The organism is Sporosarcina sp. P32b (assembly GCF_002743335.1).
Classification (GTDB): domain Bacteria; phylum Bacillota; class Bacilli; order Bacillales_A; family Planococcaceae; genus Sporosarcina.
In genome coordinates this window covers 168,785-188,162 of sequence record NZ_PDZB01000002.1, presented here as the reverse complement: position 1 = coordinate 188,162, position 19,378 = coordinate 168,785, and the positions used below count along the sequence as shown (strand labels likewise).

The window sequence follows — 19,378 nt, the reverse complement described above, 5'->3', positions numbered from 1 at the left end:
TTAAGCCTTCAAAATAGCCGGAAGTTTCTCTTTGACAATACGTTCCCAACCGCTCTCCATAAATCCACGAACAACTGTATGAGGTTGTTCAAATTCAGTTACTTTATTTGCATCCCAACCAGAATGTATTAACGTAAGCTCTGTTTCCTCTTCGCTCAATTTTTTCAATTCAATTAAAACATGCCAATCTTTACCCCAATTAAAGCCTAAACGAGTAGGTGGTTGAAGTTCTGTTACTTTACAAGGAGAATCCCCGAATTGCTCTGTATGAAGTACAAATTCATGACCTACTATTGGTTTAAGTGAATTGGGCATCCACCACGCTGCCATGCCCTCTGATGTAGAAACCGCCTGCCAAACTTTTTCAAGCGGCGCATGAAGTACAACGGTTTTACGGATTTCTTCTAATTTCTCTTGTGAATTCATCATGGATACCTCCGATTCATATAACACTTTAAAGTGTTATGTATTATTGTAACACCTTTAAGTGTTATATAAACTATATTTCATCTACTTAAAAGAGGTTTTAATTAAAATGAAATAATAAATCATCAGTAAGCGTCTTATAGAAGGTGATTGACCGAAGAAGGCGAATGAGTAAAGAGAGGAGGGAATAGACATGAATAATGGACAAACTCAACCGAACGAGTTTGCTGGGAAGAAAGAGTATAGTGAAACACCCATTAATACGATTTTTAATAAATTTGCCAACCAAAAAGACGTGACCTTCATATACGGGGAACCGATCGAACTTGGTTTGCAAAAAGTAGTCCCTGTGGCGAAAGTTAAATATGCAGTAGGTGGGGGTGGTGACGGTAGCGGCGGTGCTTTTACTATTAAACCCATTGGCGTATATGTCATCACACCAGACCAGGTGAGGTTTGAGTCTACTCTGGATAGGAAGAAACTAACCGCGTTAACCGTAGTTGTGGGTGGCGTTCTAGGATTATGGGCGCTTTGCAAGGGGAAATGAACGATGTTCGAAGAAGTGGGCGCTTTTCCAATTTATTATGCAAATCATCTTTATGAATTCAATACTTTTAGAGCGTATCTTCTAGGTAATGTACTAACCTAGAAGATACGCTCTGTTTATTTAACGCCCTATTGACTTCGGAATGAGGAGCTATCTCATTTCGGGCTTGTACTTTTTCATTAACGGCAAAGTCTAACGTTTTTTCCAAAAATTAAACTTTTTACGCTTCTTCACTTTCCTTTTTTCAATGGGAACGTTCGGTTTAGGCGCAGGGTTATATGCCTCTGCATAAAGACCTGAATAGGATTTATACCACTTGAAAATATGTTCTACAAGTACTTTGATGACAGCGTAAGCGGGAATACCTAAAATAACACCGGGTACACCGAATAATTTTCCAGCCGTTAACAACACGATAATTATAGTGACAGGGTGTATTTTCAAATTACTACCCAAAATCAACGGTTGGATCAATCTACCTTCAAGTGCTTGTTCAACTGCGAACACAATGATTACTTTAACAAGCATGAAAGGCGAAGAAACTAACGCAATGATGACAATCGGGATAATTGCCAGGAACGACCCTAAATACGGAACCAAGTTTAGGACTCCGGCTAATATCGCAAGTAAAGCGGCATATTCAAGGCCCGCAATTGCCAAACCAATCCAGAACATCAATCCTACAAAAAATGCTACTAATAATTGACCTCTGATATATTGGCTAATTTGCATATTGATTTCTTTCAATACTTTATACGTATTGGCACGCATCTTCGTCGGCAAAAGTTTCATCATATGATACGGCAAATCGCGTCCGTCTTTTAATAAAAAGAATAAAAGGACCGGCATCGTCAGCAATGCGATGACCACATTCGTAACCGTTCCGAGTACGCTGCCAATCCCCGAGAAAGCAGAGTCCATGAAGCCATTCGTTTGTTCTGTTATCGACTTGATAATGTTTTGATCGATATCGTCCAACTTTCCTTGTAGTTGAGAAAACATACTACTACTCAACAAGCTATCGAATTGTGCTACTAATTTATTCCAATATTCTGGCCAGTTTTGAATGAGGCTAGTCGCTTGTTCGCGTATAGTCGGAATCAGTATGATAATACCCCATGCGACTAAACCACTAATGACCACGAAGACTAGTGCGATCCCCCAAACCCGCTTGATTTTCTTTCTTTCCAGCATATCGATCAATGGATTCAATAGATAAAATAGAATTCCCGCCATGATGATAGGTAATGCCACTACACCGAGAAACTCTTTTACAAAATGAAACATGTACATAACTTTAGAAAAGACTAGGAAGTTCAATAAAATTAATAGGGAAATCAATAATATCGCGACTACTTTATTATCCAAAAACCAGTTTCTGAACCACGTAGTCATAGTTCGTATTTTATCATTTTCCATATCCTATACCTCTTCTCGTGAAATAAACTATAGTCTACTACATGTGGATCCAATACCCACTTCACTTTTCACCAGAAATCCGTTCGCTAGTATCTACATCCTGACCCGCCACCCGTTTTTCAAATGTCTTGCGCCAGCTCGGAGACAGTTCTTCAACTTCCAGCAATCGACGAACACCTTCCAAGTCCTGTTTATCATGATGCATCAGCCGATTCGCCTCCGATACTGAAATAGCATGTACTTGGCGTGTTAACGGAATTAATGTATCCATAGGCGAAACCAACCCTTCACGCAACACGCGGAAATAAAAGCCTGTAAAACCTGTATCTTGTACAAGAAGCGGTAAATCTTTTCGTTCATAGACAAGCGCCAACTTAAAACAAGGCTGGCGGGGCTGACTCACTTGAACAATCGCTTCACCGAGCTGAAAAGAGTCACCGATACATACGTCTTCTTCCGTCATCCCTGTTAGGGTAAGGTTTTCACCAAACGCACCATACGGAAGCGTTCTTTCTAAGACGCGTTCCCAATGAGAATAATGTTCATGTGGATACACACAAACCGCCTTATGAACACCGCCGTGATGAACGAGATCACCTTGACCGTCACCGGTAAAGTTCCTAGAGGATAAAAAGACTGTTTGAGAAATTGGCTCTTTAAAAATACCAGTCGAAACAGACTTTTTTCCAAAATCCATTTCTTTTGGTTTCCCTACATTTAATGAAAGAATCTCAACCCAGTTCATGGAATATACCTCCAGTAGAATCAATATATCGCTTGAGTATAAGTGTATCATTATCACTTGAACTTGGTAAATATTTTTAAGAATCAATATTTCCAAGTGGGTGAAGTCAAAGAGTAATCTAGTAAAAACCATCGATCGAGAGTATCGATACATATATCCTATCGAAACGGTCCGACTTACGTCTCAAAAATGTAAAAGCGTGTCCTCTAGGTAACTTACTAACCTAGAAGACACGCCCTTTTATATGAAACTATATATTTGAAAGGAATCTACTATCATTTACAGACACTACACAAGAGATCAATCAAACGTCAAAACAATTCGTCCGTTAATTTGCCCTTTGACCATTCAACAACATCAAATGGAACTAATGAAAGACGAGTTAAAGGAAGTAGTGACTCAATATAATGAATTGCAACAACGTGACAAAAGGAGATTTATACCTAAGTGGCACGCGCTTCATAATGGACCACGCAGCATCAACCAGTTAGCAAAGGTAGTGGCGGATGAAAACGATGGAGATCAAGATCTTCTAGCACGTGTATACAGCGTGTTGTCAGTCGATGCACTTAATTATATGGAGCTAAATAGCAGCGCAACAGTGGATGATTTTTTTACGATCAAACCAGTCAAGTCCATCTTTAATCAACAGGAAGGCGAATACAACTTTGCTGAGACTAGAGCGCTACTGACTCGCGCCATTATGAAATACACGAAACGGATTAATCCGGAGTATGAGGATCGATTACAAGAATTCGCTTTTTATATTAGTCCGTATTTACCGGAATAATATATTTTTTATCAGATATAAGTAGAAATGATACATGTGGAATGAAATAGTTAATGTTTCTTTCCTTTTAGTGCGCCAACATTTAACATATTCACGAATCTCAGAACATGATCAATCGCCTCTAAGAAAAATATAAACAATTCAATTTCGCCTTCAAAAAACACATCCATATCGAATTCCTAAAATCAAAGTCCTCATATCTACAGCTTTCACTTCCTCACCTATTTACTCCTTTTAAATAACCTCTTTACTTTCTACCCCCTTGTTTAAAAAGTATTCAAATTAGAAAAAGAATCTGCTTACTATTAATAATGGAGTCCTTGATACTGAATAGTAGAAAATGAACAAGTTCTCTAATTCATTCATAGTTCATATCTTCATGGTTTACTTACAAAAGCTTATATGCAATTGATAACGCTTTCGTTCACTTCATTCTTTAAAAAGGCCCATATTGTTGGAGGTATAGTGATCCAAAACGAGATCAATTGCGTTAGCTATAAAATGATAACTAACTAGATGAGGAGGGGACACAATGAAAAAAGGTACATACAATCGTTTTTGGAGATGGCACTTCTTTGGTGCTTTGTTCATGGCTCCACTTCTGATTACACTTACGCTGAGTGGAATTGGGTACTTGTTTTACAATGATGTCGAAAAGGTTGCGTACAAGGATCTTTTCTTTGGTAACAGTGAAGAAATATCCCAACTGACGATTGACGAAGGAATTTCACTCGTGAAACAGGAGAACGAAGGATTTGAAGTTTCAAAGGTTATGATTATGGACGAGCCCTATAACACGAGACTCACTCTAAAGTCCGAGTCAGGCGAAGAAAAATACGTGTTTTTAGATGATCATAACGAAATAGTTGGCTCTCAAAATCCAAAGTATACGTACGCTAATATTATGAGAAATGTTCATAGTTCGCTCTTTGTTGGTGGAACTGTCGTCAATTACTTAGTTGAATTAGCTGCATGCTGGGCAATCTTTTTATTATTTTCCGGACTGTATATGACATTTAAAAGTCGTGCGCTAAAGAAACCGAAGAAATCAACACATCGACTTCAATTTAAACGGGTTCATGCTTTAATTGGAACAATCATCACTATTCCCATGATCATTCTTATTTTCACAGGGCTTCCCTGGTCCGCATTCATGGGGAATTTCATCTATACTGCCTCCCAAGAACATCCTTCTATTGGAACGCCGTTGCTACAACAACAGCCACCTACTTCTGATATGAGTGAGATTCCTTGGGCAACACGTAAAGAAGAAGCCCCTACATCCGATAAACCAGATCCACACGCGAATCACGGTGGAAATGGGGACATGCCTGGAATAGACATGGGCCATAATGGGATTGCTGTTGAAGAATTGATGGAAAAAGTACAGGGCGAAAAGATTTCAACACCGTATTCGATCGTCTATCCGTTTTCTGAAGATGGTGTATTCACGGTGTCGAAAGGAAGTAATACAGGTGTAACAGGGTTAGATGTACATCCTGCTGAAGAAATGACTTCATATTTTGATCAATACAGCGGCGATTTGATCTCCAAAGTTGGGTATGATGAGTATGGAATCTTGGCGAAGTGGTTCACATGGGGAATTCCGTTGCACGAGGGTCATCTGTTTGGCTTGCCGAATAAAATTATTAATTTAATCGTGTGTCTGGCATTTTTATTCCTGATTTTTTACGGATTCAAGATGTGGTTATCACGCAAGAGAAAAGGGAATATTTCGGCACCGCCTAAGACGACGAGTAAAATTTCTATAGGGTTTGTTGTGCTTATGGTGTTTTTAGGTGTCATCATGCCACTGTTCGGGATTTCATTGTTGGTTGTACTTGCGATTGAAGGGATTTTGTATTTGGTTCGTCGTGCGAGAGATGATACGCGGACTGAGTAATTGTTAAAATAGAAGAGCTACCTAGAAAGTCCGTACGTTGACATTAGGTAGCTTTTTTATAGGATCTGTTTCGTCGCAGTCAGAGAACTACTACTTGAACAGTTACCTAAACGTCCATCCAGTGAAGTGAAGTGGAAGGCGGCGACTCAGGGAGGATCAGCCCGATCAGGTGAAACAACTAAAAAGAGCACCGCGACTAGTTCGGGCCCTCCCGAACGCGTCCGCCTGGAACGCAACGAAACAGCGCCAACCCATTCTCATTCAGCAATCTTAGGCACAATCGTCACACAACCTACTTGCTTTTCCTCCCCCAACACCTTTCCAGTCGCACCCCAAACCCAATCAATGCTATAATAAACCCATTCTATATAATCACAACCTGTGCAAAGATTGATGGAGGGAACCTTATATGAAAACCGAAGCGAAATTACAAAAAGAAGCAATGAAAGTCTTAAAAGAGACAAGCCGTACATTCTACATACCGATTAAATTACTTGAACCAAACGTTCGCGAAGCCGTTGCGTCTGCATACTTGTGTATGCGTGCAATCGATGAAATTGAAGATCATGAACAACTGGACGTGACGATCGTCATTGACTTACTGAACAAAGTAAGCGATATTCTAGACCGCGGAATCGCAACAGGTGAATCGATGGCGTCTGCACTGGACGAGTTATTCGCACCATACCGTGACCAGTTGCCTGAAGTGACGTTGCGTCTCGCTGACTGGGTAGAGTTCTGTCCGGAAACGGCACGTAATAAAGTACTTGAATCGACTGCGATCATGGGTCGCGGCATGGCGGAGTGGGCAGGTAAGGACTGGGTGATCGAGACGCGTGAAGATCTCGATGACTATACGTATTATGTCGCTGGATTAGTGGGCGTCATGCTTGCGGATATTTGGCGCTGGTATGATGGTACGGAAACGGATCGTGACCTAGCAATTGGTTTTGGTCGCGGGTTGCAGTCTGTTAATATTCTGCGTAACTACAAGGAAGACGCGGTGCGTGACGTGAACTTCTTCCCGAATGATTGGAAGTTGCCGGAAATGTTCGCGTATGCTGAAGAGAATTTGGCGCTAGCGGATGCGTACATTGAAGATATCCATACGAAGACGATTTTGAACTTCTGTAATATTCCGTTGGCACTTGCGCATAGTACACTCGATGCACTGAAAGAAGGTCGCGAGAAGATGTCGCGAATCGAAGTCGTAGCGGTCGTAAACAAGGCAATTCAAAAGTAACCTATTGTTAATCGAATGAATGGAGGATGGCGATGCTCGATTTACTGATCATCATGTTCGAACGGGTCGGAATGATTGTGGCGGTTGCTTTCCTTCTGACTCGTTTTCGATTTTTCCAAAATATGATCCATCAAGATGTATTGGATCGTCGGCAAGAGCTGACGGCGATACTCTTTTTTGGATTGTTCGGGATTTTCGGAACGTATTTTGGTGTGGCACTAGATATGCAGACGTTTCATTTTGAAAATATGTCATGGCAACTCGATACTGATGAGGCAATTGCGAATTCCCGTGTAATCGGGGTTGTTGTTGCAGGTTTGCTCGGTGGCTATCGACTTGGAATCGGTGCTGGACTTATTGCTGGGATTCATCGGATGTCTTTAGGCGGATTCACGGCTATTTCGTGTGGGATTTCCACTATTATTTCTGGTGTTCTTGCAGGTTACTTCTATAAGAAAGGCAAGCACATCAGTCCGCTTTTGGCATTTGCGATTGGTGCAGCTGCGGAAGCGTTGCAAATGTTGCTCATTGTCGTTATTGCAGAGCCGTTTGAGAAAGCGTTTGCATTGGTACAAGCGATTGGCTTACCGATGATTTTAGCAAACGGTATTGGGACTGCCTTATTCATGCTGATTGCGTATAATGTCATCAGTGATCAAGATAAAATGACGGCGTTACAAGCGCAAAAAACATTGCGTATTGCGGATCAGACACTGGGTTATTTACGGACAGGCATGCGAAAAGATACGGCCACCGCGGTGTGCGGTATCCTCCTAGATGAGTTGCAACCAGGTGCTGTCGCGATGACGGATAAAACGGATATTCTTGCGTTTGTCGGATCCAAAGGGACGGTTATGGAAGGTTCGATCCAGACGGATTTAACGCGTCAAGTGATTCGAGAAGGTCGGCTCATAGTCACAGACTCTGTCATGCATGAACATCCGAGTGTATCGGCATCAGGGGCTATTGTTATTGCGCCACTTAAAACACGCGGTGAAACGATTGGGACGTTGAAACTATTCTATCCTTCGCGTAAAGCGATTACCGATGTCACGATTGAATTAATTGCGGGACTCGCAGAATTACTCAGCAATCAACTGGAAATTGCCGAGGCAGATCATGCTTATCAACTAGCGAAGGAAGCGGAAATCCAGGCATTGCAAGCGCAAATTAGTCCACATTTCCTGTTTAATTCGATGAATATTATTATTTCATTGATCCGAACGAATCCGGACGAAGCGCGTAAATTGCTGTCATCGCTGTCCTTTTTCTTACGTCAGAATCTCGAAGGCACGACGGCGAAGATGGTTACGTTACAGCAAGAACTTGCACACGTCGAAGCGTATTTGATGATCGAAGAAGCGCGTTTTATTGATAAGCTAAAGATTTGTATCGATGTGGATCCGAGCATCCTGCAAGAGAAGATTCCGCCACTGACGTTGCAACCCATCGTGGAAAATGCAATTACGCACGGTATTAAAGAGTTGGACGCGAATGCAAGCGTTCATATTTCGATACATGAACTAGGCGATGATATTCATATTATAGTGGAGGACAACGGCACGGGAATTGTTCCCGAGCGGCTCGCTATGCTCGGACAGGATCAAGTCGAGTCTGAAAAAGGTACTGGGCTTGGCCTGTATAATGTCAATCGACGCTTGAAGATGACGTTTGATGAAAATTCGGGACTGGCAATAGAAAGTACACCGAATGAAGGAACGAAGATTTCATTCCATATTCCGAAATCGGAGGTGAACGGATATGACGGAAACGATTCGCGCATTGGTCGTGGATGATGAAAGGTATGCGCGCGAAGAGATGATTTTTTTGCTTGGACAATTTGAACGAGTGAAAGTTGTCGGAGAGGCGGATTCCGGGGAGTCGGCAATTATCAAGGCGATGCAACTACAGCCGGATGTCGTGTTCCTCGATATTGAAATGCCGAAAGTTGATGGCATGGAAGTGGCAAAGACGCTAGGTGCACTGAAAAAAGTACCGTTAATTATCTTCGCCACTGCCTACCCGCAATTCGCGGCACAAGCGTTCCGTGTTCATGCGATGGACTATTTACTGAAGCCGTATGATGAAGAGCAACTGCGGCAGACGATCGAACGTGTAGAACAGTTGCTGCAACGGACTCAACCTGAAACGTCACCGAAACGAATGGATCGATTACCAGTAGAAACAGAAGGTGAAATCCACTATATTCCAATCGGTGATATTCTTTACGTACACCGAGAAGAGAAATGGACGAAAGTCGTGACACCTACGCGCGATTACGAAACGCGTATGACATTAAAAGAACTAGAAAGCAGATTGACACATTCGTCGTTCTTCCGGATTCATAAAAGCATTCTCGTGAACCTCGTGCACGTCAGTAGTTTGACGCCTTGGTTCAATGGAGCCTATCAACTAGAAGTCGATGAGCGGCCGGAGAAACTGGCAGTTAGCCGAAATTATGTCAAAGAATTACGTCAACGCCTTGAAGGATAAAGCATCTCGTAACATGTTAATCTCTCGGAGTGCATCTTACTTCGCGATTCTGACATGTTACGAGATTTTGTCATAGTTCGGACATCTTTCTATTATAGTTGATGTAAGCGTTATCACTATAAGGGAGGGAAAAAGCATTGATTACATTTTTATTTTCTATCGTCTTATTAATAGTAGGATATTTTACGTATGGTAAGTACATCGTCAAAATGTTCGGCGTAAAGGAAGAGCGTGCGACACCAGCGTATACAAGCGCAGATGGAGTCGACTACGTGCCAATGAGCACTAGCAAGAACTCATTGATTCAATTACTAAATATCGCAGGAGTTGGCCCGATTTTCGGCCCGATTATGGGAGCGTTATACGGACCGGTCGCATTTATCTGGATTGTCGTTGGTGCCATTTTCGCAGGTGCTGTACACGATTATCTGACAGGTATGATCTCCATCCGAAACCGCGGAGCCCACTTGCCTGAACTAGCAGGAAAATTCTTAGGTAAAGCGATGAAACATATCGTCAATGCGTTTGCATTATTATTACTCGTCTTGGTCGGTACGGTATTCGTTTCGGCACCCGCAGGACTGCTCTACAACCTAATGAATGGTTGGATGGCAATGGGAATTATCTTAGCACTTATTTTCCTTTATTATATTTTGGCAACACTATTACCGATCGATAAGATCATCGGTCGTTTCTATCCAATCTTCGGTGCACTACTTGTGATCAGTGCAGTCGGTATCGGTGGCATGATGGTGTTCAAAGGTGTTCCAATTCCGGAATTAACATTTGCGAACTTACATCCAGATAATATTCCAATCTTCCCGTTATTATTCTTAACGATCTCATGTGGAGCGCTATCCGGTTTCCATGCGACACAGTCCCCGATTATTTCCCGGACAACGAAGAATGAAAGCCAAGGTCGCAAAATTTTCTACGGTATGATGATTGCAGAAGCTATTATTGCGATGATCTGGGCAGCAGCTGGTATGGCGTTGTTCAACGGAGTGACATTGAGTGAATTGCTTGCAGCTGGCGGACCAGCAGTTATTGTGAGCGAAGTATCCATGACAATGCTTGGTGCTGTCGGAGGAACACTTGCGGTGATCGGCGTCATCATCTTACCGATCACATCAGGCGACACAGCATTCCGTAGTGCCCGCATGATTATCGCGGACTACATTAAGTATCCGCAAGCGAAAATCATGAGTCGTCTATGGATCGCACTTCCGATGTTTGCTATATCAATCGCGTTAACTCAAATAGACTTCAACATTCTATGGCGTTACTTCTCCTGGGCGAATCAGTCGACGGCTGTCATTGCGTTATTCGTAGGTGCGATGTATCTCTTCATTGCCGGTAAGAACTACTGGGTTGCACTCATACCCGGAACGTTCATGCTGATGGCTACGACGACCTATATACTAAACGCAGCCATTGGATTCGGATTACCAATGAATGTCTCTTTAATCGGAGCGACTGTCATCTCAATCTTCCTAGTAGCTTTGTTCTTCAACGCGGCAGTGAAAGCACGAGCTGCACAAATTCCGCTAGAGGAAGATATTACAAACTGGGATTCTACAAGAACGATTTAAAACGATCTATTTACTACCTGTTGAGCTTCGGTTCAGCAGGTTTTTTCTATGGAGATTTATATAGGGATTCTAGTTGTGATACACTACTTATAGAGAGAAAAGCTGATTTACACGAATGAAGAAAAAACACACAATAAACAACTATTTTACAAGTTAAATAACTTTAGTAACTAATAGTGTAATTATACACTATTAGTGCAAAGGAGGAATAAAGTAGTGAATAAGCAGACGGTTATTGACTTAGTGTCGCCCCGCTTGAAGTTAATTCGAACAGAGATGGACTATACGCAAGATCAAATGGCGGAGATTATAGGTATCTCAAAGAAGACTTTAGTGCAACTGGAGAAAGGTCGCCAGGAAATTGGTTGGGCTACTGCGGTAGTAGTTTGCGCGCTGTTTCGTGAGAGTGCTTTGTTGCGCTCGGTCATGGGAGAAGATCCAATCGAATTAGCTGAAATGGCAGTACATACAGAGATTCATTCGCGGGAAACTGCAGCGAGTGCGTCGATTAATTGGTGGACGGAGATCGGGCAATGGCAGCAATATAAGTTGCAACAACATACCGCAGGTGGGCATTACCGTATTATTGGAGCGGAGAATAAGCGTTTATTCAGTACGGGAGACCGTGAAAAAGCCTTGGCTGAATTCAAAAAATATATGGACATGTTATAACTATTATATGGAAATAATGTATGAAAAACAGAAAAAAGCCGGCTGTACTCTTTTAAGAGTGAGCCGGCTTTTCGATGTGGAAAGAGAATTTCTGTGCGATAGTACATATGCTTTTTTCGTATGTGCGCTCTTCGAATTCCACTTGATCTTCACTATCTATTGTCAGTACTGTTGTGCAACGCGTGCCATAGTCTTTTGACGCGATAAATATTGAAGACAGCAAACTCTCAAGATCCTCACCTACACCTGTGTCAGGCAACTGTTCGGTTGGAAACCGTTCCGCTCGTTGCATCATATCGAATAAGACATCGGGGTCGATCGTCTCCGTTTGTTCTAAGTACTCTGCCAGTAAGGCTTTCGTTTTATCCACTTTTGGCCAAGGAGTATTTAGAAATGCATTACTCAGTCCGTGTGTGCCGTGACTTAGCTGTTGGATAGATTGCTCGATGTTCGAGTAGTAATACATCTCCTGAGCTGACCCGGCAAGCACATTGCAACCAGCATAATCCTCTCGGTTCGTATGCAACTGTTCCATGAATATTTGTGCAGACTGCTCTGATTGTAAATAGGAAGAGACGATATGACCGCGTGACAGTGTGCCGGTTTGCGGTAGTGAGAAGTCGCGATAATTCGTCAACGCAGCGACTTTTCCTTGTTTGTTAACGCCGAGCCACGTGCCCATTTGTTCGAGATCACGTCCTGCTAAAATATCCGGATGATCACTCCAGAAGTCGGCTGGCGCCGCTGGACGTCCGTATGCTTCATCACGGTTCGCCATCATAACAAGTTGATACTTCGGATGGCTTTGCAATTGAAATGCCAGTAAACACATAATGTCACCCCGTTTGTGTATGTATGAAAGTAGTGTATCACGTGCAATTTTGTTTGGCGACTGTATGGATAGCGCTCTAAGAAAGACCGCAAACAAAATCAGATATTGTTTGTTGCACTATTGAAGTCATAGAACGTACGGGGTATCATATAATATATTGAACAAACGAATATACATTTTGTTTGTTGTGACCAAAAATGTACTAGGAGTGTGAGATATATGGAATTTACAGAAACGTTCTGGGATGCTTCATTAACAGAATTAAAGCAAGGCTATATAGAAAGCTCTACATCGTATGATTGTTTATTATGTGGTAAACAGATTGAAAAAGGTGTGATTTATCCGTACGAAAATGCGTTGTATGAAGCAGAGCGATTTATGCACGTGCATATCGAACATTCGCATCAATCAGTGTTTGCGTATTTGCTTGAACTTGATAAGAAATGGTCGGGCATTACGGATCATCAAGGTGATTTGTTGCGTTTATTCTATCAAGGAAAAAGCGATAAGGATATACAAGAAGAACTGGAGATCGGCAGTGCGACGACTGTGCGGCATCATCGCTTTGCGCTAAAAGAGAAAGAACGTCAGGCGAAAGTATTTCTTGCGATGATGGAGTTATTGAAGGAACGCGAGTCGTACACACAGGCGTTTATTCCGCCACATAAAGCATCTCAGCTTTTCCATGATGATTATTTGGTTGCCGAGGATGAGCAGCAAGCGATATTGCGCACGTTTTTCCCTGAAGGAACAGATGGCCAGCTAAAAGAAATGCCGGCGACAGAAAAACAGCGACGGATTATTGTCCAGGAAATTAGTAAACGCTTTGACGGGGACATTTCGTACAGTAAACATGAAATGAATGATCGACTTTCGGAAATCCATGAAGATTTCATTACACTTCGGAATTATTTAACGGAATACGGATATTTTGGTCAAACCCGCAATGGCAGTCAATATTGGCTGAAATGAGTTATCTACACGAAACGTATCAGGTTTAGAAATCGCGGTGGTGGGAAGACTAGGAGTAATCGCGAAAGGAGCGGAAGTAAATGACTGCAAAAGATACAGTGATTAAAATTTTGAACGAGAGTATGACGGGCACGATGGCAACGGTGGACAACAATAAACCGTACAGCCGGTATATGACATTCATGAGTGATGGTTTGACTTTGTATACACCAACGAATAAAAAAACGGAAAAGGTGGATGAGCTCGAAGACAATCCTCACACGCATATTCTGCTTGGCTATGAAGGTGAAGGATTCGGTGACGCGTTCGTCGAGTATTCCGGCCGTGTCACAATTTCCGATGACGAAAGCTTGAAAGAGAAAATCTGGAACGATCATATGAAAGCATGGTTTGATGGTCCTGAAGATCCGAACTTGGTTATTTTGAAAATCGAACCAGAAGCGATTCGTTTAATGAATAAATCAGGCCAACCTCCTGAAGATATTTCCCTGTAAATAATTACTATACTATAAAAGTATACCTGAATAGCATATCCCGAAAGTGAGAGGTCACACTCTGATTTTCGGGATATTTTTGTCTAGTTAGAGAATTCACCAAAAATATACGCAAATCCCGCGAATTTCCATTGCTTGAACGCAATAAATGGGGGTATACTACTCATAAGAACACTTGTTCTTATGAGAGGTGAATGCCATATGAAACCATTACCGAATAGAAAAATTGCCTGTCTTGATATGCGCAGCTTCTACGCGAGTTGCGCCGCAGCAATGGAAGGACTCGATGTAATGGAAGTGCCGATTGCGATTGTCGGCAATATCGAAAGAAAAGGCGGAGTCGTACTAGCTGCTTCGCCGCCACTAAAAAAACGATTTGGTGTGACGACAGGCATGCGTCTGTATGAGATTCCGGACGATCCAAGCATTCGTTTAATTGAACCGAAAATGCAGTTTTACATCGATGTGTCGATGGAATTGACGAAGTTGTTGAACCGCTATGTGCCAAAAGAAGCGATTCATGTGTACAGTATCGATGAAAGCTTTGTCGATTTTACGGGTACCGAAAAACTGTGGGGTCCTCTTGAGACGTTGATTTTCCGCATTCAGGATGAGTTGTACCGGCAATTCGAGTTGCGTTCGGCGTGTGGAGTTGGGCCGAATATGTTGCTATCGAAGCTTGCGCTAGATCTTGAAGCGAAGAAAACGGGAATCGCGCACTGGACGTATGAGGATGTGCCGGCGAAGTTATGGCCTGTTGCCCCGCTTCATAAAATGTGGGGGATTGGCAAGCGAGTGGAACGAACGCTTGAAGATATGGGCATTTATTCGGTCGGTGATCTCGCGCACACGCCACTTGAAAATTTGGAGAAGAAGTTCGGTGTGATGGGCAATCAACTGTATTATCATGCGCACGGTATCGATTATTCCGACCTCGGCTCGGTATTGATCGAGGGGCAAGTGAGTTACGGCAAAGGTCAGACGTTGTTGCGCGATTATACGACGACTGACGAAGTGTTGGCCGTGTTGCTTGAGATGTGTGAGGATACAGCGATGCGCGCGCGGCTTGCCAAAAAGAAAGGGCGCACGATTACGTTATCGTTCGGTTATTCAAAGCACGCGCTAGGTGGCGGTTTCAATCGTCAGAAAACGTTGCCGGAAGCGACGAATGAAACGATGGCGATTTATCGCGTTTGCCTGGAGCTGTTTGAAACGTTCCATGACGGGCGTCCCGTGCGCCATATTTCCGTCAACTTGTCGAATCTCGAAGAACATGACAGCTTTCAACTTAGTTTATTTGAACCAATGAACTGGAAGCAACAGAAAATTGGTCAGGTAATGGATGAAATTCGTGTGAAGTATGGATCCGCTGCGATTCTTCGCGCGGTTTCCGTTACGCCAGGCGGTACGGCGTATAGAAGGAATCAATTAATCGGTGGCCATTATAAATAAAATTAAGTCGAATCAAGTCGTATGATCTCGCTAGTATAGAGAGGATTTATTTCAAATACTGAAATATCCCAGTTCCGTAACTTTCGATATGCTAGAAGTTTTGCTAAACTCAAATAGCAAGCACTATAAAAAACACTGCAAGAGAAGTGATGCAGAATAAAGGAGGAAAGCCAGTGAAAGTGTTACTGGATTTACGCTGGTTTTTTTCTGAAAGAAAAAAACAATACAGCATAGGGATCACGGCCCTGATGATTGTCGCGTTACTGCAACTGGCACCGCCGAAAATTATCGGTTTTATTGTCGATGCGGTCGCGAAAGATGAATTGACCGCGGAGATGCTAACACGCTGGATGCTTATTCTAGTAGTGGCGGGAGTCTTGATGTATGTCTTGCGCTATATTTGGCGCGTGATGATCTTTGGCTCATCAGTATACCTTGCACGTGTCATGAGAGAGCGTCTGTTTACGCATTTCACGCGCATGTCGCCATCATTTTATCAGCGACGACGTGTTGGAGATTTAATGGCACATGCAACGAATGATATCAATGCGGTGCAACAAACGGCGGGATCAGGAATTCTGACACTTTTCGATTCGATTTCGACAGGTGGTTTCGTCATCTTGATGATGGCGTTTTCGATTAGTTGGAAATTAACGCTGATCGCTCTTGTGCCAATTCCGGTGATGATTATCCTGACGAGTTATTATGGACGGTTATTACGTAATCGATTCCGTGTAGCGCAGGAAGCATTCTCCGATTTGAACGACAAAGCGCAAGAGAGTATTTCAGGTATTAAAGTGCTGAAGACGTTTGGCCAGCAAAAAGAAGATGTCGAATCGTTCACGAAACGTTCGGAACAAGTCGTTAAGGAGAATATGCGCGTAGCGAAAGTGGATGCGTTGTTCGATCCGACGATTGCAGGGATATTTGCGATCTCATATGTCCTATCCTTTTATTTCGGTACACGCTTCATTTTATCAGGTGAGTTGTCGATCGGGGATTTGGTCGCGTTTACTTCCTATTTAGGACTGTTAACATGGCCGATGTTGGCAATTGGTTTCCTATTCAATATTGTGGAACGAGGAAATGCGTCGTACAGCCGAATTCAAGATTTACTTTCGGTTGAGCAAGGCATTCAAGATCGTCCAAATGCGGTGAGTCAATTACCGCAAGGAGATATTGTCTTCGATATCGATACGTTCAAGTTCCCAGACGATCAGCGGGCATCGTTGCGTAATTTACACTTTACGATCAAGCAAGGTGAGACACTTGGCGTCATCGGCAAGACCGGTTCAGGGAAAACCGCAATTCTCAAGTTATTAATGCGAGAATTCGAAGGGTATACAGGAACGATTACGTATGGTGGCATTCCGATCACGCGGTATAAGAAAGAATGTTTACGCCAAGCAATCGGCTATGTGCCACAAGACCATTTCTTGTTCTCGACGACACTCGGTGAAAATATTGCCTTTACGAACCCGAAGATTGATCCAGAGAAAATTGTGGCGGCTGCGAAATCCGCGCATATTCACGAGGACATTCTGACATTTGAAGAAGGCTACGAGACGATGGTTGGAGAACGTGGCGTATCATTATCCGGTGGTCAGCGTCAGCGTGTGTCGATTGCACGTGCGTTGCTTATGGATCCTGAGCTTTTATTGCTGGATGATTCATTATCCGCCGTCGATGCTCGGACAGAAGAAGCGATTCTTCGTTCATTGAAAGAAGAAAGAACGGGTAAGACGACTATCATTACGTCGCACCGCTTAAGTGCGATCCAGCACGCTCATCAGATTATCGTTCTTGATGAAGGTGAAGTCGTTGAAATTGGCGACCATGAAAGTTTAATCGCACAAAACGGAATATATAAAGAAATGTACGATCTGCAACAGCTAGAGTCGATCGTAGAGCAAGGAGGCGGCGCAGATGAATAACAAACAGAAGATGTCCGCCAGGGATCAGTTCAAAACATTCATGAGGCTAGCGAAATACGTCTTGCCGATGAAGAAAAGTGCACTGATTGCGACTCTATTATTGCTGTTGACGGTAACATCGACGATTCTTGGACCTCTAGTGATCCAACGATTCCTCGATGACTATGTCGTACCTCTAAACTTCCCAGCGAAAGAAGTATGGATTATTGCACTGATCTACATCGGACTACAACTCGTCAATATTGTCGGGTCGTATTTCCAAACATTGCGATTCCAAGAGCTCGCACTCGCGATCATCCAGCAAATCCGTATCGATGCGTTCTCGAAAGTTCAGAAGCTTGGACTGCGGTACTTCGATCAGACACCAGCTGGCGGAATCGTTTCACGTGTAACGAATGATACCGAATCAATCAAGGAAATGTTCGTCAGTGTGGCGGTTACGTTCATGCAGGCGATCTTCGGAATTGTCGGCGTCTACATTGCGCTCTTTACGCTAGACGGAAAACTCGCGCTCTATACGCTGATCCTGTTGCCGCTATTCCTCATTCTTGTATCGGTCTACCGCTATTACAGTGCAGACTTCTATCAAGATATCCGAGAACGGCTCAGTCAGTTGAATGCGAAAATCTCCGAGTCCTTATCCGGTATGGGCATGATTCAAGCCTTTCGCCAGGAGAAACGCTTGTCTGACGAGTTCATTGAAGTCAATGAAGGACATTACCGCGTCGGACTGCGAAATATTCGTTTTGACAGCTTGATGCTTGGGCCATTCATCGATTTAATGTATGCCTTATCCATCGTGGCGGTACTTAGTTATTTCGGAACGGCATCTCTTACATCAGTCGTTGATGTCGGGATTATCTATGCGTTTACTACGTTACTGAGACGTCTATTCCAGCCGATCAATCAAGTGATGCAACGCTTGTCGATGTTCCAACAAGCAATCGTATCTGCATCACGAGTATTCGCGCTGATCGATAATCCGGAAATTGAACCGGAACAAAAAGCAGCGTCTACACAAGAGATACAAGAAGGTACGATCGAATTCCGTAATGTGACGTTCAGTTACGACGGCAAAAATGATGTACTAAAAGACATTTCCTTTACCGCGAATGCAGGCGAAACGGTTGCACTTGTCGGTCATACAGGAAGTGGGAAGAGTTCGATTATCAATCTATTCATGCGTTTCTATGAATACGAGCGCGGTGACATCTTCATTGATGGAGTATCGCTAAAGGACTATCCAATAGAAGAACTGCGCAAGAAAGTAGGACTCGTCTTGCAAGATCCGTTCATGTTTTACGGTGATATCGCAAGCAATATCCGTCTGCATAACGAAGAGTTGACAGATGAAGATGTGCGAGAAGCCGCAGAGTTCGTCCAAGCCAATCACTTTATTGAAGAGTTGCCGAACGGTTATGAACAAAAAGTGACGGAACGTGGGTCGACATTATCAAGCGGTCAGCGTCAATTAATCGCGTTCGCACGGACGATTGCGATGAACCCGAAAGTTCTTGTGCTCGACGAAGCGACAGCGAATATTGATACGGAAACGGAAGTTGCAATCCAGAAAAGTTTAGAGAAGATGCGCGAAGGCCGTACGACGATTGCGATCGCACACCGTCTAAGTACAATCGCGGATGCCGAATTAATTCTCGTGCTCCACCACGGCGAAATCGTTGAACGTGGGACACACGCAGAATTGCTTGCGCAAAAGGGCTTGTACTACACGATGTATGAATTGCAGAACGGTACGCAAGGGTAAAGTTTATGTGATTGTCAAAAAGATTTCACAATCAAATGAAGCGTAATCTAGCCTCTTGTTTGGTACGATAGAGTGGGAATGTTGGCGCTTGCCGGCATT

General features: G+C 43.1%; 17 protein-coding genes. 13 read left to right on the top strand and 4 right to left on the bottom strand.

What is annotated here, in order from left to right:
- A complete protein-coding gene (locus CSV64_RS02545; RefSeq protein WP_099633487.1) occupies nt 1-426 on the bottom strand; it encodes an SRPBCC family protein in 426 nt (141 codons plus the stop codon).
- Between the two features lie 193 nt (nt 427-619).
- Between CSV64_RS02545 and CSV64_RS02540 the strand changes: the two genes are divergently transcribed.
- Nucleotides 620-973, top strand: a complete 354-nt coding sequence (locus CSV64_RS02540; RefSeq protein ID WP_099633486.1) for a hypothetical protein — start codon at nt 620-622, stop codon at nt 971-973.
- Nucleotides 974-1,165: 192 nt separating this feature from the next.
- On the opposite strand, the gene CSV64_RS02535 is transcribed toward CSV64_RS02540, so the two are convergent.
- The gene (locus CSV64_RS02535; protein WP_099633485.1) at nt 1,166-2,392 is read right to left on the bottom strand and encodes an AI-2E family transporter; all 1,227 of its coding nucleotides are present in this window, start codon (nt 2,390-2,392) and stop codon (nt 1,166-1,168) included.
- Between the two features lie 61 nt (nt 2,393-2,453).
- Nucleotides 2,454-3,137 (bottom strand): MOSC domain-containing protein, encoded by a 684-nt coding sequence (locus CSV64_RS02530; protein ID WP_099633484.1) that lies wholly within the window; start codon nt 3,135-3,137, stop codon nt 2,454-2,456.
- Between the two features lie 340 nt (nt 3,138-3,477).
- Here CSV64_RS02530 and CSV64_RS02525 point away from each other — a divergent pair, with 340 nt between their 5' ends.
- From CSV64_RS02525 to CSV64_RS02495, 7 genes are all read left to right on the top strand, one after another.
- Entirely contained in the window at nt 3,478-3,927 is a 450-nt protein-coding gene (locus CSV64_RS02525) for a hypothetical protein (RefSeq protein WP_143565191.1), read from the top strand.
- Nucleotides 3,928-4,459: 532 nt separating this feature from the next.
- Nucleotides 4,460-5,830, top strand: a complete 1,371-nt coding sequence (locus CSV64_RS02520) for a PepSY-associated TM helix domain-containing protein (RefSeq protein WP_099633482.1) — start codon at nt 4,460-4,462, stop codon at nt 5,828-5,830.
- Nucleotides 5,831-6,239: 409 nt separating this feature from the next.
- Complete coding sequence (locus CSV64_RS02515; protein ID WP_099633481.1) at nt 6,240-7,073, top strand: squalene/phytoene synthase family protein; 834 nt, start codon at nt 6,240-6,242, stop codon at nt 7,071-7,073.
- A gap of 32 nt (nt 7,074-7,105) precedes the next feature.
- Nucleotides 7,106-8,869, top strand: a complete 1,764-nt coding sequence (locus CSV64_RS02510) for a LytS/YhcK type 5TM receptor domain-containing protein (RefSeq protein WP_099633480.1) — start codon at nt 7,106-7,108, stop codon at nt 8,867-8,869.
- Nucleotides 8,835-9,566 (top strand): LytR/AlgR family response regulator transcription factor, encoded by a 732-nt coding sequence (locus tag CSV64_RS02505; protein ID WP_099633479.1) that lies wholly within the window; start codon nt 8,835-8,837, stop codon nt 9,564-9,566. Before CSV64_RS02510 ends, CSV64_RS02505 begins: the two co-directional genes overlap by 35 nt.
- Before the next feature lie 137 nt (nt 9,567-9,703).
- Nucleotides 9,704-11,158, top strand: a complete 1,455-nt coding sequence (locus tag CSV64_RS02500) for a carbon starvation CstA family protein (protein ID WP_099633478.1) — start codon at nt 9,704-9,706, stop codon at nt 11,156-11,158.
- Nucleotides 11,159-11,374: 216 nt separating this feature from the next.
- Entirely contained in the window at nt 11,375-11,830 is a 456-nt protein-coding gene (locus CSV64_RS02495) for a helix-turn-helix transcriptional regulator (RefSeq protein ID WP_099633477.1), read from the top strand.
- 52 nt (nt 11,831-11,882) lie between these two features.
- Here the strand turns inward: CSV64_RS02495 and CSV64_RS02490 are convergent, their stop codons facing one another.
- Nucleotides 11,883-12,662, bottom strand: a complete 780-nt coding sequence (locus CSV64_RS02490) for an NRDE family protein (RefSeq protein WP_099633476.1) — start codon at nt 12,660-12,662, stop codon at nt 11,883-11,885.
- A gap of 219 nt (nt 12,663-12,881) precedes the next feature.
- Between CSV64_RS02490 and CSV64_RS02485 the strand changes: the two genes are divergently transcribed.
- From CSV64_RS02485 to CSV64_RS02465, 5 genes are all read left to right on the top strand, one after another.
- Nucleotides 12,882-13,634 carry a DUF2087 domain-containing protein gene (locus CSV64_RS02485; RefSeq protein ID WP_099633475.1) on the top strand — a complete coding sequence of 251 codons (753 nt, stop codon included), beginning with the start codon at nt 12,882-12,884 and terminating at the stop codon, nt 13,632-13,634.
- 80 nt (nt 13,635-13,714) lie between these two features.
- A complete protein-coding gene (locus CSV64_RS02480; RefSeq protein ID WP_099633474.1) occupies nt 13,715-14,128 on the top strand; it encodes a pyridoxamine 5'-phosphate oxidase family protein in 414 nt (137 codons plus the stop codon).
- Between the two features lie 201 nt (nt 14,129-14,329).
- Nucleotides 14,330-15,580, top strand: a complete 1,251-nt coding sequence (locus tag CSV64_RS02475) for a Y-family DNA polymerase (RefSeq protein ID WP_099633473.1) — start codon at nt 14,330-14,332, stop codon at nt 15,578-15,580.
- 173 nt (nt 15,581-15,753) lie between these two features.
- Nucleotides 15,754-17,514, top strand: a complete 1,761-nt coding sequence (locus CSV64_RS02470) for an ABC transporter ATP-binding protein (protein ID WP_099633472.1) — start codon at nt 15,754-15,756, stop codon at nt 17,512-17,514.
- Nucleotides 17,507-19,279, top strand: a complete 1,773-nt coding sequence (locus tag CSV64_RS02465) for an ABC transporter ATP-binding protein (protein ID WP_099633471.1) — start codon at nt 17,507-17,509, stop codon at nt 19,277-19,279. Before CSV64_RS02470 ends, CSV64_RS02465 begins: the two co-directional genes overlap by 8 nt.
- Nucleotides 19,280-19,378: the final 99 nt, after the last annotated feature.